The organism is Allohoeflea poritis, from assembly GCF_027889715.1.
GTDB lineage: Bacteria > Pseudomonadota > Alphaproteobacteria > Rhizobiales > Rhizobiaceae > Hoeflea_A > Hoeflea_A poritis.
Genome location: NZ_JAPJZH010000015.1, coordinates 1 through 13,748, shown reverse-complemented (window position 1 = coordinate 13,748; position 13,748 = coordinate 1). Strand labels below are relative to the sequence as shown.

Below are 13,748 nucleotides of genomic sequence, written 5' to 3'. Positions count from 1 at the left end.
TCTCGGCTTGACTGAATTATTGTCCAGAGTTTTCTTGCTGTAACGAATTTCAAATTTTTGACTTTTTGATAAAATTATGAAACTCTTTTCATGGCAGGGAGGAAACAAAATGAAATCAGCACTTGGTGTAACGCGCAGGGGACTTCTGCTTATCGCGGGGTTCCTGGGTATGGTTTTCGGCACGGGAATTGCGGCCGCCCAGGACGTGAAGGTCGCGGCAATTTACACTTTGCCCGTGGAACAGCAATGGATCAGCCGCATCCACAAGGCGCTTAACGCGGCCGCCGAACGCGGTGATATCGAATATGTCTTTTCGGAAAATGTCGCCAATACGGACTATGAGCGCGTGATGCGCGAATATGCCGAGCAGGGTCAGGACCTGATCGTCGGCGAGGTCTTCGGCCTCGAGCGGGCGGCGCGGAAAGTCGCCAAGGACTACCCGGATACCGCATTCCTGATGGGATCGTCTTTCGGTCCGGTGGCACCGAATTTCGCGGTGTTCGACAACTGGATTCACGAGCCGTCCTATCTTTCGGGGATGATCGCCGGCTCGGCGACGGAATCGAACGTGATCGGGATGGTCGGCGGCTATGCCATCCCGGAGGTGAACCGTCTGATGAATGCCTTTATGGACGGCGCGCGCGCGGTCAACCCGGACGTCAAGTTCATCGTCAACTTCATCGATAGCTGGTATGACCCACCGAAGGCCAAGGAAAGCGCATTCGCCATGATGGATGCCGGGGCGGACATCATGTATGCCGAGCGCTTCGGCGTCTCGGACGCCGCCGTCGAGCGCGGCGTCAAGGCGGTCGGAAACGTCATCGATACTTCAGGCGATTATCCCGGTACGATCCTGGCCTCGGCGCTGTGGCACATGGAGCCGACCATCGACAAGGCCATCGCCAATGTGAAGTCCGGCAACTTCGAGGCCGCCGACTACGGCCAGTTCAGCTTCATGGGCTATGGCGGCGGCTCGCTCGTTCTTGACGAGGCGCTGGTTCCGGCGGAGGTCGTGACCGCAACGCGGGAAAAGGAAGCCGAGATCATGGATGGGCTCTTCCGCGTCAACGTCAATGACGCGCGGCCGGTTTCCGACAACTAGAACAGACCCTCGGGCCGTGCACCATGCGCGGCCCGTTTCTTTATCTCTTGCAGAATTAGTCAATCATGGCTTCCGACAAGGTCCTGTCGCTGAACGGGCTGAGCAAGCGCTTCGGTTCGGTTGTCGCCAACAACGATGTCAGCCTGACCCTTAACAAGGGCGAGGTCCTGGCTCTGCTCGGCGAAAACGGCGCCGGCAAGACGACCCTGATGAACATGCTGTTCGGTCACTATCTGCCGGATGAGGGCAGTGTCGAGGTGGCCGATGAGAGCGGCGCCTTGCGTGCCTTGCCGCTTGGCCACCCGCAGGCGGCGATCGCAGCCGGTGTCGGAATGGTGCACCAGCACTTCACACTGGCCGAGAACCTCAATGCACTCGACAACATCGTCATGGGCTCGGAAAATCTGCGGGCGCTTCACCGCAACCGGCGTGCAGCCGCGGAAAAGATCCAGACTATCATGACGCGCAGCGGGCTCAGCGCGCCGCTCGATGTTCCCGTCGGGCGGCTGTCTGTCGGAGAACGCCAGCGCGTGGAGATCCTGAAAGCACTGTACCGCGATGTGCGTATTCTGGTGCTGGACGAGCCGACCGCGGTGCTGACGCCGCAGGAGGCCGACACGCTTTTCGAAAATATCGGAGCGATGGCGCGGGACGGGCTGTCGGTGATCTTCATTTCGCACAAGCTGCGTGAAGTGCTGGCGTTCTCGCACCGGATCGCGGTTCTGCGCCACGGCGCCAATGTCGGCGAGATCGCCACGGCCGATGCCGATGAACGCACAATTGCACGCATGATGGTCGGTGCCGACACAGAGCGGACTGAGCGCAGCGCCATGGAGCCCGGCGCGCCCGTTCTTTCACTGCGGGATATCCGCGTTCCGGGGCGCTCCGAGCGCGACACGCTGGAGATACCGGAACTCGATGTGTGCGGTAACGAAATTGTCGGTATTGCCGGGGTTTCCGGCAACGGTCAGGCGGCGCTTGCCGGCGTTATCTCCGGAACCGTGCAACCGCAATCGGGCACGATCGAGATTGGTGGCAAAACGTTGCATGACTTCAGCCCCACAGCAATGATCGGGGCCGGGGTCGGGCGTATCCCGGAGGACCGCCACCACGATGGCATTGTCGGCTCGATGAGCGTCGCGGAAAACATGGTGATCGAACGGCTGGACGATGAAGAGGTCCAGAAAAACGGCCTGCTTCGACGCGAGGCGATCGTGCGCAATGCCGAACGCCTGACAGAAGCTTACGATGTGCGTGGGCCGGGTGTCCAGGCGCCGGCAAGGCTGCTTTCCGGCGGCAATATTCAGAAGCTGATCCTTGCCCGTGTGTTCGAGCAAATGCCGAGCCTCATACTTGCGAACCAGCCGACACGTGGTCTCGATATGGGAGCAGCGGCCGAAGTCGCCCGCAGGCTGCTGGAAGCGCGGGCGCGGGGTGCGGGCATCATCCTGATCTCTGAGGATCTCGATGAAGTGCTTGGTCTTGCCGACCGCATATTGGTGATTCATGACGGGAAGCTCGGCACCGCGCCGTCGCGGGACCGGGAATCCATCGGCCTGATGATGGCGGGGGAAATGGCATGATACGCATTGAGCCACGCCAGGACAGCGGTCCTCTCCTGAGATACGGCGTTCCCGTTCTTTCCGCCGTTGTCGCACTGGCGCTGGCAGCTATTCCGCTGGCATCGGCGGGTGCCAATGTCGTGACGGCCTACGGGGAGATGTTCAGCGGTGTCTTCGGCTCGATCTTCGCTTTCTCGGAAATGCTGACGCGCGCCACCCCGCTGATATTCACCGGGCTGGCGGCGGCCGTCGCCTTTCGCGCCAGGCTCTGGAATATCGGCGCTGAGGGCCAGCTTTATCTCGGCGCCATGGCGGCCATTGCCGTCGGCACGGGGCTTTTCGATATTCCGGGAATTTTCCTGTTGCCGCTGATCATCCTTTGCGGCGCCGCCGCCGGCGCGGCGGGAATGGCGCTGCCCACATTTTTGAGAACGCGGTTCGGCGCCGACGAAGTTGTGACCACGCTGCTGCTGAATTTCATCATTCTGATTTTCCTGCAGATGATGCTGGAAGGTCCGATAAAGGATCCGATGGGGCTCGGTTGGCCGCAGAGCCCGCCGATCCTCGATCAGGGCATGCTGCCGACGCTGATTGACAGGATGCGGGTGCATTCGGGTCTGGTGCTGGCGATTGTCGCCGCGGTCATCGCGCAGTTCATGCTGGTGCGATCCGTATGGGGTTTCAGGCTGAGGGCGGTCGGCGAGAATGCGTCGGCAGCCAGGCATGCGGGGATCGGGGTCAACCGTCTGCTGTTCAGCGTTGCGATCGTCTCCGGCGCGCTCGCGGGTCTCGCGGGCGTCAGCGAGGTTGCCGGGCTGAAAGGCTATCTGACCGCGGATCTGTCGCCCGGGTTTGGCTATACGGGCATTGTTGTGGCGATGCTGGCCGGTTTGTCACCGGCCGGTGTCGTGCTGTCGGCGTTGTTCATCGCGTCGGTCTTTGTCGGTGCGGACAGTATGAGCCGTGCCATGGGCGTTTCGTCCTATCTGGCGGATCTGGTGGTTTCGATGTCCCTGCTTTGCGTTCTCGTCGGTGGATTCTTTGCGCGATTCCGGATCGTGCGGACACGCGTTTCGGCGGGAGGCGCCTGATGGATATTCTCCAGATCGTGTTCACCGAATCCTTCTGGGCGGCGAGCCTGCGTATCGCGACGCCGCTGATCTTCGGCGTTCTGGGCGCCCTGATCTGCGAGCGGGCCGGCGTTCTCAACCTCGGCATCGAGGGCATCTTCGTTGCCGGCGCGATGTCCGGCTGGATGGCGGTCTGGCTGGGGGCAGGGCTCTGGGGCGGCGTGCTCGTGGCCGCGCTGGCCGGCGGGTTCTTCGGCTTCATCCATGCGCTGCTGACCGTGCCGCTCGGATTGTCCCAGCACGTTTCGGGGCTGGGCGTGACGCTCTTCGCCACGTCGGTGAGCTATTTTACCTATCGGACGGCATTGCCCAACGTCTCGTCGCCGCCGCGGATCGAGCCGTTCCGGCCGCTCGACGTCCCGATTCTGTCGGATCTGCCTTTCGTCGGGCCGGTATTGTTCCAGCAGACGGCGCTGACATGGTTGGCGCTGCTGATGGTGGCTGTCGTGTGGTATGTGCTCAACCGGACGCCGCTGGGTGTTGCGATCAAAGCTGTCGGCGACAATCCGAGCAGTGTCGATGCACAGGGCCTTTCGGTTTACGGGTTGCGGATCGGCGCCATCGTGGCCGGTTCGGCGCTCATGGCGCTGGGTGGTGCGTTTTTGACCATGTCCGCCTTCGACGCCTTTTTCTTCGGAATGATCAATGGTCGCGGCTGGATCTGCATCGCCCTTGTGATCTTCGCGAGCTGGCGGCCCGGCAAGGCCCTTATCGGCGCGTTGCTTTTCGGTGCGTTCGATGCGCTCCAGGTGCGCCTGCAGACGGAAGTCGGCGCGCTGGTGCCGTCGCAGGTATTCCTGATGATGCCTTACATCCTGTCGATCATCGCTCTGGTGATCGCCGCGCGCGGCGCGGACTATCCACGCGCCCTGTTGCAGCCCTGGTTCAAGGGGCAGCGCTGAGCGCCGGCTCCCGCAGCAGGTAAATGCGGCACGTGTCCCCGGCCTTTGCGCCTTGCGCGTGAGGGGCGCGGATGACGAGGCAGTCGGATTCGGCGAATATTCGGGTCATCGAGGAATCCTGCTTGTCGAAGGGCGTCGCGACGAGCGTTCCATCCGCCAATTTTTCGAGCTTGGCGCGAAGGTAATCCTGTCTTCGGTCGTTCGCGGCGATATCGCGGCCAAGCACTGCGTCACGGTGCGGGTCCACCTCGCTGCTGCCCGACAGGCGGGCGATCAGCGGGCGCAGGAAGAGGTGGCTGCACACCAGGCTGGAGACCGGATTACCGGGCAGGCCGAGCACGTGCAGCGCGCCGAGTTTTCCGTACATCAGGGGTTTGCCCGGCCGCATGGCGATGCGCCAGAAATCCAGCGCCATGCCCCGTGCGACCAATGCCGACTGCACTAGGTCGTGTTTGCCGACGGAGGCGCCGCCGAGCGTCACCAGTATATCCGCCTTTTCGGCGATCGCGCGTTCAATGGCGGTTTCGATCACCTCCTGCCGGTCCTCGGCGATACCGAGATCGGTGACAGTTGCGCCATCCGCTTCAACAATGGACCGGACGCCGAATCCGTTCGAGGCGATGATCTGGTCCATGCCCGGCTCACCGCCCGGCGCCACGAGTTCGTCTCCCGTGGCGAGGATGGCGACATGGGGCTGCCGCTTGACCGGCAATTGCGGAAAGTTCATCGCGGCGGCGACGGTGATGCGGCCGGCGTCGAGCAACTGGCCGGCGCGAAGCACGACGTCGCCGCGTGCAAAATCCAATCCTTCGGGGCGGACATAATTTCCGCCTGGAACCGTGATGCCGACTTTGACGGTGCGGTTGTCGGGGCGCTCGGTGTCCTCCTGGATGACGATGGCATCGGCACCTTCGGGCACCGGCGCGCCGGTGAAGATGCGCACCGCCTGACCCGGACCGATCTTGCCCGGAAAGCCGTGGCCGGCCGGCGCTTCGCCGATGACCTCCAGATCGCGCGGCGGCGTATCCGTGTCGGCAGAACGGACCGCATATCCATCCATGGCCGAGGCGGGGAAGGGGGGCTGTGAGCGGATGGCCGTCACATCCTGCGCAAGACGCCGGCCGATGGCCGTTGCCAGCGGCACCTGTTCCGTATCGCCGATGGGTTCGACATCCGCCAGAATACGTGTTCGCGCTTCGTCGACGGGAAGCAGCGACATCAGGCCGTGTCCCCGTCGCGCTGCCATGCGCCGGATTTGCCGCCGGTCTTGGATACGAGCCGGATGCCTGTGATTTCCATCGCCTTGTCGGCCGCCTTTGCCATGTCATAGATGGTCAGGCAGGCAACGGAAACGGCCGTCAGCGCCTCCATCTCGACACCGGTCTTGCCGGACAGCTTTGCCATGACCTCGACACGCAGGCCGGGCAGATCCGGTTCTTCGGAAATGTCGACCGAGACCTTTGAGAGCATGAGCGGGTGGCAAAGCGGGATGAGGTCGGAGGTCCGCTTGGCGCCCATAATGCCGGCCAGCCGCGCAACACCGATGACGTCGCCTTTCTTCGCATCGCCGTCGCGGATCAGCGTCAGCGTCTGCGGCGCCATTTTGACGAATCCTTCCGCCACGGCAACACGTTCCGTGTCGGCCTTGCCGCCGACATCGACCATGTTGGCGGCACCGTCTTCGCCGATATGGGTCAGTTTGCTGTCACTGGACATCTCGGAGCCTTAGTCTTTACCAGTCAGAAGCATGCGGGTCGCCGTCGCGACATCGTCCTGGCGCATCAGGCTTTCGCCGACGAGGAAGGAGGTGATGCCGGACTTCGCGAGCCGCTTGCAGTCCTCGTGGGTGAATATGCCGCTTTCGCCGACAAGCAGCCGGTCATCCGGTACCAAGCCGGCCAGTCTCTCGCTCGTCTCGAGGCTGACCTCGAATGTGCGCAGGTTGCGGTTGTTGACGCCGAGCAGGCGCGAATTCAGGCGCAGGGCCCGTTCCACTTCCGCCTCGTCATGCACTTCGATCAGCGCGTCCATGCCAAGTTCGAACGCCGCGTCTTCAATCGCCCGCGCGTCATCATCGCTCAACGATGCCATGATGATCAAAATGGCGTCGGCTCCCCAGGAGCGTGCCTCGAACACCTGATAGGGCTCGAACATGAAATCCTTGCGCAGCGCCGGCAGGTGGGTCTCGCCCCGGGCGTCGGTCAGGAATTCCGGAGCGCCCTGAAAGGACGGGCTGTCCGTCAGGACCGATAGGCAGGTAGCGCCGCCGACCTCATAGGCGCGGGCCAGAGACGGTGGGTCGAAATCGGCGCGGATCAGTCCTTTGGACGGGCTGGCCTTCTTGATTTCAGCAATCAGACCGTAATTGCCCGTTCTGCTTTTTTGCTCCAGCGCATTCAGAAAACCGCGGGGCGGTTCGACGTCTGCGATGCGGTCCTTGATCTCGGCCAGAGGCGCGGCGCTTTTCGCGGCGGCGATCTCTTCGCGCTTGTATGTCTCGATCTTCTTGAGGATATCGGTCATTCGTCGGGTTCTTTGGCGTGCGCCTGGGAGGTCTTTACCAGCGCGTCGAGCGCCGCTTTCGCTGCACCTTTGTCGATTGCTTCTTCGGCCTTCGCGATGCCTTCCGAGATATCTTCCGCGACGCCGCCAATGACCAGCGATGCCGCGGTGTTCAGAAGTACGATATCGCGATAGGGGCCCTTTGTGCCGTGAAGTACATCCAGGAGCGCGGCCGCATTGTGCTGCGCATCGCCGCCCTTCAGCTTGTCGATGGTCACGGCTTGCAGGCCGAAAGCGTCGGGCGCGATTTCGAACTTGCGAATCTCGCCGTTTTCGAGCGCGACGATCTGCGTGACACCGGTCGTGGTCATCTCATCGAGGCCGTCGCCATGAACGACCCAGACGGTTTCCGATCCAAGATCCCTCAGCACTTCGGCAATCGGTTCCGACCATCTCGGATCGAACACACCGAGAAGCTGCTTCTTGACGCTTGCCGGATTGGAGAGCGGACCGAGCAGATTGAAGATGGTGCGTGTTCCCAGTTCCACCCGGGCAGAGCCCACATGGCGCATTGCCGAATGATGGCCGGGCGCGAACATGAAGCCGATGCCGGCATCGCGGATACAGGCCTCGATGCCGCCGGGATCAAGATCGATGTGAATGCCGAGAGCCACAAGCGTGTCCGCCGCGCCCGATTTCGACGTCAGGGCGCGGTTTCCGTGCTTGGCCACAGTCAGGCCGGCGCCTGCTGCGACCAGCGCAGCGCAGGTCGATACATTGTACGATCCCGAGGCGTCGCCACCCGTGCCTACGATGTCGACTGCGTGATCCGGCGCCTCGACGCGCAGCATCTTGTCGCGCATGGTCGCGACCGCGCCGGTGATCTCGGCAACGCTCTCGCCGCGCACGCGCAGCGCCATGAGAAATCCGCCGATCTGCGCAGCCGTGGCTTCGCCCGACATCATGATGCCGAAGGCTTCCTCGGCCTGTTGCCGCGTCAGGTGCTGCCCGCTCGCCGCGATCGCTATGTAGTCTTTGAGTTCGGACATTGCCTGTTCGCTCTAATACTCTGACAAAGCGAGATCGGCGACATTCGGATTGTACGAAACACCGAATTCCTCCTGCATCAATCCGATTGCCTGGGTGAGCATGTCATCGCCCATGCGCTGGGACAGGGATGTTTCCACGCCAGGCGCCAGTCCCGATCCGCTTGATGCCAGGGGTGACGTTACCTGCGACACCCGCAGCAGGATCTTCGCGGTGCCGCTGGCATCATCGGCGACGGCAACTAGGCCGTCCGGTCCGGAAAAAGCAGCATTGACCGCCGAAGAGCCGATGACGGCATCCTCGTCGCGGCGCTTCAGGTCATACTTGGTTTGCGTGACCAGACCCTGGTCGGCGGCGACGGCGGTCAGTTCCTCGCCGTCTTCGACGCGTTTCTGCAGTGCGCTCGCCAATACACCAAGCGCCTCTGATTCCTGCTGACGTCTCCAGTCTTCCAGAACCCAGTCGCGAACTTCGTCGAATTCGCGGTCGCGGGACGGTATGATGTCCTGAACCTCGAACCAGAGGAAACCCTCGCCGTTCAGGTTCAACGGTGCGGATTCGAGGCCTATATCGGTGTCGAACGCCTCGGCCAGAAGATCCTGCGACTCGGGAAGAGTGCGCAGGATGGTGCCGTCGGGCGTGCGTGCCGAACGGTCGACCGCTTCCACAATGACGGGCGTGAGCTTCTGTTTCCGCGCTGCTTCCTCGAGCGTTTCGCCGCCGGCGCGCGCGTCTTCATAGGCGTCATGCACGTCGAAGAGAATGGCTTCGGCTTCCACGAGCGCAAGCTCGTTGCGGATTTCGTCGCCGACCTCATCAAGACTTGCCGTGGTTTCGGGGGTGATCTTGCTGGCGCGAAGGATGACCGGGCCGAAGGCGCCGTTGACCACACCGCTCGTTCCGCCTTCCGCGGCGATGGCAAAGGCGGCCTCGGTGATAGACGGATCTGGCATGGTGTCACGCGCAAATGTTCCGAGCGCCACATCGCTCATGGTTTTGCCCTCGGCCGCAACGATCTCCTCGAAACTTGCTCCGCCGGCAATTTTGTCGGCGGCGGCCTTGGCGGCCGTCTCGTCGGTGAAACTCAGTTGTTCGACGGTTCTCGTTTCCGGGGTCCGGTACCGGTCGATACGTGCCTCGTAATCGGCCCGCACGGACTCCCCGCTGATCGTCGAGGGGTCGGTGATGTCGCTGGCCCGCAAAGTGACATAGGCGATCTTGCGGTATTCGGGCGCCCTGTATGTCGATTTGCGTTCCTCGAAATAGGCCTTCAAAACATCGTCCGCCGGATCGGCGACGGGGTCGATGGCGTCACGGTCGAGGACGACATAGTCCAGCGTCCGCGCCTCATTGTCGAACTGATGCACGGCTTTCAGCAGGGTCGCCGGCGCTTCATAGCCGTCCGATATCGCTTCGATGATCTGGGTGCGGACGGCAGCGTTCTGCTGGCTGAGGATATAATCCTCCTCGGTCATGTTCGCGTTGCGCAGCAGCGCGGCGAATGTGGTGCGGTCGAAGCGGCCGTCGACACCCTGAAAGGCAGGGTCGTCGGCGATCAGCGATGCCAGCCGGTCTTCGGAAAGTCCCAGATTCATGTGGCGCGACTGCTCGTCCAGCGCGGCGTTCATCGCGACCTGGATCAGAACCTGGTTCTCGATGCCCATGGCGCGGGCCTGCTCGCGTGTCAGTCTTTGCCCGAACTGACGCGACAGCATCGATATCTGGCGATCATAGGCGAGACGGAAATCGCTGGGCGTCACATTGGTATCGCCGACGGTGACGACGGAGCTGCCGACCCCCTGAAAGATTGTGCCGCTGATCCCCCAGACACCGAAGGACAGGACCAGGATCATGAGGAATATCTTTACGACCCAGGATCTTGCACTGTTGCGAAGAGCGTCGAGCATGAATTCTCCCTAGAAAACATCAACAGGTCTGTTCGACCAATTCCCGTATTTGCCGTGTTTTACGCATCGATTGCGGACGCCGCAAGGCCGAACGGCACAGAGCGTTACCGCCCGCCGAGCAACTCTTTTTGATGAGCCATTGGTTGCGCCGATTGATTTATCGCGCGGATTTGGTAGGTCCCTGTCAGATTGTCCGACGGACCTGGAAGGAAAATTCGATGACACCTGGTATCAGACCGCTCGTTGCGGGCAACTGGAAGATGAACGGCGACCGGGATTCCCTGCGTGAGATTGCCGCGATTGCGGGCGGGATCGATACGGCGCTGAGCGAGAAGATCGATGCCCTGATCTGCCCGCCGTCGACGCTTGTTTACCTAGCCGCCGCAGCCGTTCAGGACACCGGACTGAGCATCGGCGGGCAGGACTGTCACTGGGCGGCCTCGGGAGCGCATACCGGAGATATTTCAGCCTCCATGTTGGCCGATGCCAACGCCACGCATATCATCGTCGGACATTCCGAGCGCAGAACCGATCATGGAGAAAGCAGCGCTATCGTCCGGAAAAAGGCCGAAGCGGTGCATGCGGAAGGCCTGATTGCCATTGTGTGTATCGGAGAGACGAAGGGTGAGCGTGATGCCGGAGAGACGCTTGATGTCCTGAAGAAACAGCTCGACGCATCCGTACCGGATGCCTCAAGCGCTCAAAATACCGTGATCGCTTACGAGCCCGTATGGGCGATCGGCACTGGCGTAACGCCCACCGCCCAGGATGTGGAGGATGCGCATGCCTTCATGCGGCGGGAACTGGAAGACCGTTTCGGAAGCGATGGCGCGGGCATGCGGCTGCTTTATGGCGGATCCGTCAAGCCGGCCAATGCGGGTGAGTTGATGAGTGTCAACAATGTCGATGGCGCGCTGGTCGGCGGCGCGAGCTTGAAAGCGGACGACTTCCTCGCCATTTGTGAGGCATATCGGTAACGCGCCGCCAAATCGTCACGCCTGCGGGCGCGCGATATGGCGATGGGGGTTGGAATGCGTTCCAGCCTCGTGTACACAGCCGCGAATTTTCCATTTCGCCGTGAACGGCAGGAACAGTAATCCATGCAAACGGTTTTGATCGTTATCCATCTCATGATCGTGGTCGCCCTGGTCGGCGTCGTATTGCTGCAACGCTCCGAGGGCGGGGCGCTTGGCATCGGCGGCGGTTCAGGCGGTCTCATGTCGGCGCGCGGCGCGGCCGATGCGTTGACGCGCACAACGGGCATTCTCGCGGCCGCTTTCTTCGCAACATCCATCGCGCTCGGGATCTATGCCCGTTACGAATCGAGCCCGACGGATATTCTCGACCGCATTGAACAGACATCGCCAAGCGGCGGTCAGTCGGTTCTAGACCAGATCGGCGGCTCACCCGCATCGTCGGACGACAGCGGTTCGGCCGATATCCCGCAGCCGGCGACGTCAGGTGAGGGTGATACCCAGGTCCCGACGAGCCAGTAACACAAAGCCCGGAACAAGATAGCCGGCGGCGAACCAGCGCCGCCGGTTTTTGCTGTGCATGGCAGGCTTACGCCCCGTCGATTGATTTGCCTGTGCAAAAATTTGTCAAAAACACACCGGCCTATCGATTTGGGGCTGGTGGAATCGGTCACAACGCGGTAACGGAATAAGCCCATGGCGCGATATGTCTTCATCACTGGCGGCGTGGTTTCATCCTTGGGCAAGGGCATTGCAGCCGCCGCACTCGGCGCGCTCTTGCAGGCGCGCGGTTACAGCGTACGTATTCGAAAGCTCGATCCGTATCTCAATGTCGATCCCGGAACGATGAGCCCCTATCAGCACGGGGAGGTGTTCGTTACCGATGACGGCGCCGAGACCGACCTTGACCTGGGGCACTATGAACGTTTTACCGGCCGGTCCGCCGTACAGGCGGACAACATCACGACCGGGCGCATCTACAAGAACATTATCGACAAGGAACGCCGCGGCGACTATCTGGGCGCGACCGTTCAGGTCATTCCGCACGTCACCAATGAAATCAAGGACTTCGTCCTGGACGGCAATGACGACTACGATTTCGTACTGTGCGAAATCGGCGGCACGGTGGGCGACATCGAGGCCATGCCGTTTCTGGAGGCGATCCGGCAGTTGGGCAATGACCTGCCGCGCGGCAATGCTATCTATATCCACCTGACGCTGATGCCCTGGATTCCTGCCGCCGGCGAACTCAAGACGAAGCCGACGCAGCACTCGGTCAAGGAGCTCCAGTCGATCGGTATCGCACCCGATATCCTTCTGGTACGGGCCGACCGGTCCATCCCGGAGGAAGAGCGGCGCAAATTGTCGCTCTTTTGCAATGTGCGCTCTTCGGCGGTCATCCAAGCGCTCGACGTCGACAATATCTACGATGTGCCGATCTCCTATCACCGGGAAGGCCTGGACGATGAGGTGCTGGCCGCCTTCGGCATCGATCCGGCGCCGGCGCCGCGTATGGAACGGTGGGAAGAGGTCGCCGAACGGATCCGTACGCCGGAAGGCGAGGTGGCCATTGCCATCGTCGGCAAATATACGGGGCTCAAGGACGCCTACAAATCGCTGATCGAGGCTCTGCATCACGGCGGCATCGCCAATCATGTGAAGGTGAAGCTCGAATGGATCGAGTCTGAAATCTTCGAGAAGGAGGAGCCGGCCCCGTGGCTTGAAAAGGTGCACGGTATCCTGGTTCCCGGCGGTTTCGGAGAGCGCGGCGCGGAGGGAAAGATCCTCGCCGCCCGTTTCGCACGTGAGCGCAAGGTGCCCTATTTCGGCATCTGCTTCGGGATGCAGATGGCGGTCGTCGAAGCGGCCCGGTCCCTGGCAGGGTTGAGCAGCGCGTCATCCACCGAATTCGGCGAAACATCCGAGCCGGTCGTCGGGCTGATGACCGAGTGGCTCAAGGGCAACATGCTGGAGAAGCGGTCGAAATCCGGCGATCTTGGCGGGACGATGCGGCTCGGCGCCTACAAGGCGCATTTGAAAGAGGGAACGCGCATCGCCGATATCTACGGCTCAACCGAGATATCGGAGCGGCACCGCCACCGTTATGAAGTCAACCACGAATATGTGGATTCGCTCGAGGAACACGGCCTGGTCTTTTCCGGCATGTCGCCGGACGGTGTCCTGCCCGAGACCATCGAATATACGGATCATCCCTGGTTTGTCGGCGTCCAGTACCATCCGGAGCTGAAGTCCCGGCCACTCGATCCGCACCCGCTTTTCGCATCCTTTATCGAGGCCGCGCTGGAGCAGTCGCGCCTGGTGTAGAGAACCGACCCGTTTTCGCTCGGGACCGCTTTAAGTTTCGGCCGACGCGGGATACGAATCGGGCAGCTTTGACTGCTATACTTTGCCCGGCGACGCACGACGCTCAATCCTCAAATGCCGCATGTGCAGCAACGACCCAATGATCTTGTTTCAGTGTGCCATTATCTGAACGGATTCTGAAATTGGGCCTCAGAGTTTTCTCCCGAACTTTACGAAGGCGGTTTGATCGACGTAGTCTTCTCGCGCCTCTATATCATAATGCAGCGCAATGCTGGCATTGTTGCCGAGAGCAACAGG

12 protein-coding genes are annotated in these 13,748 nt (G+C 61.6%); 7 read left to right on the top strand and 5 right to left on the bottom strand.

From position 1 onward, the window contains the following. Positions 1–109 precede the first annotated feature (109 nt). The 4 genes from OOZ53_RS20240 to OOZ53_RS20225 all read left to right on the top strand — a co-directional run bounded on the left by OOZ53_RS20240 (position 110) and on the right by OOZ53_RS20225 (position 4,696). Positions 110–1,102 carry a BMP family protein gene (locus OOZ53_RS20240; RefSeq protein ID WP_425499197.1) on the top strand — a complete coding sequence of 331 codons (993 nt, stop codon included), beginning with the start codon at positions 110–112 and terminating at the stop codon, positions 1,100–1,102. Positions 1,103–1,167: 65 nt separating this feature from the next. Further along, complete coding sequence (locus OOZ53_RS20235) at positions 1,168–2,685, top strand: ABC transporter ATP-binding protein (protein WP_271091543.1); 1,518 nt, start codon at positions 1,168–1,170, stop codon at positions 2,683–2,685. Next, positions 2,682–3,755, top strand: coding sequence for an ABC transporter permease (locus OOZ53_RS20230; protein WP_271091542.1), 1,074 nt, complete (start codon positions 2,682–2,684; stop codon positions 3,753–3,755). The genes OOZ53_RS20235 and OOZ53_RS20230 overlap by 4 nt, the downstream gene beginning before the upstream one ends. Beyond that, positions 3,755–4,696: an ABC transporter permease gene (locus OOZ53_RS20225; RefSeq protein WP_271091541.1), complete on the top strand. Its 942-nt coding sequence runs from the start codon at positions 3,755–3,757 to the stop codon at positions 4,694–4,696. Before OOZ53_RS20230 ends, OOZ53_RS20225 begins: the two co-directional genes overlap by 1 nt. Here the strand turns inward: OOZ53_RS20225 and OOZ53_RS20220 are convergent. From OOZ53_RS20220 to OOZ53_RS20200, 5 genes are read right to left on the bottom strand one after another with little or no spacing between them, the layout of a single operon-like run. Continuing rightward, entirely contained in the window at positions 4,680–5,915 is a 1,236-nt protein-coding gene (locus tag OOZ53_RS20220) for a molybdopterin molybdotransferase MoeA (protein ID WP_271091540.1), read from the bottom strand. The genes OOZ53_RS20225 and OOZ53_RS20220 overlap by 17 nt on opposite strands. Continuing rightward, a complete protein-coding gene (gene moaC / locus OOZ53_RS20215; RefSeq protein WP_271091539.1) occupies positions 5,915–6,412 on the bottom strand; it encodes a cyclic pyranopterin monophosphate synthase MoaC in 498 nt (165 codons plus the stop codon). Before moaC ends, OOZ53_RS20220 begins: the two co-directional genes overlap by 1 nt. Before the next feature lie 9 nt (positions 6,413–6,421). After that, on the bottom strand, positions 6,422–7,219 hold the full coding sequence (gene trpC, locus OOZ53_RS20210; RefSeq protein WP_271091538.1) for an indole-3-glycerol phosphate synthase TrpC: 798 nt from the start codon (positions 7,217–7,219) through the stop codon (positions 6,422–6,424). Beyond that, positions 7,216–8,247 carry an anthranilate phosphoribosyltransferase gene (gene trpD, locus OOZ53_RS20205; protein WP_271091537.1) on the bottom strand — a complete coding sequence of 344 codons (1,032 nt, stop codon included), beginning with the start codon at positions 8,245–8,247 and terminating at the stop codon, positions 7,216–7,218. Before trpD ends, trpC begins: the two co-directional genes overlap by 4 nt. A 12-nt stretch (positions 8,248–8,259) precedes the next feature. Then, a complete protein-coding gene (locus OOZ53_RS20200; RefSeq protein ID WP_271091536.1) occupies positions 8,260–10,152 on the bottom strand; it encodes a peptidylprolyl isomerase in 1,893 nt (630 codons plus the stop codon). A gap of 218 nt (positions 10,153–10,370) precedes the next feature. On the opposite strand from OOZ53_RS20200, the gene tpiA reads away from it, so the two are divergent. The 3 genes from tpiA to pyrG all read left to right on the top strand — a co-directional run bounded on the left by tpiA (position 10,371) and on the right by pyrG (position 13,451). Then, the gene (gene tpiA, locus OOZ53_RS20195) at positions 10,371–11,129 is read left to right on the top strand and encodes a triose-phosphate isomerase (protein ID WP_271091535.1); all 759 of its coding nucleotides are present in this window, start codon (positions 10,371–10,373) and stop codon (positions 11,127–11,129) included. A gap of 123 nt (positions 11,130–11,252) precedes the next feature. Then, complete coding sequence (gene secG, locus OOZ53_RS20190) at positions 11,253–11,648, top strand: preprotein translocase subunit SecG (protein WP_271091534.1); 396 nt, start codon at positions 11,253–11,255, stop codon at positions 11,646–11,648. A gap of 174 nt (positions 11,649–11,822) precedes the next feature. Continuing rightward, positions 11,823–13,451 (top strand): CTP synthase, encoded by a 1,629-nt coding sequence (pyrG, locus tag OOZ53_RS20185; protein ID WP_271091533.1) that lies wholly within the window; start codon positions 11,823–11,825, stop codon positions 13,449–13,451. Positions 13,452–13,748 lie beyond the last annotated feature (297 nt).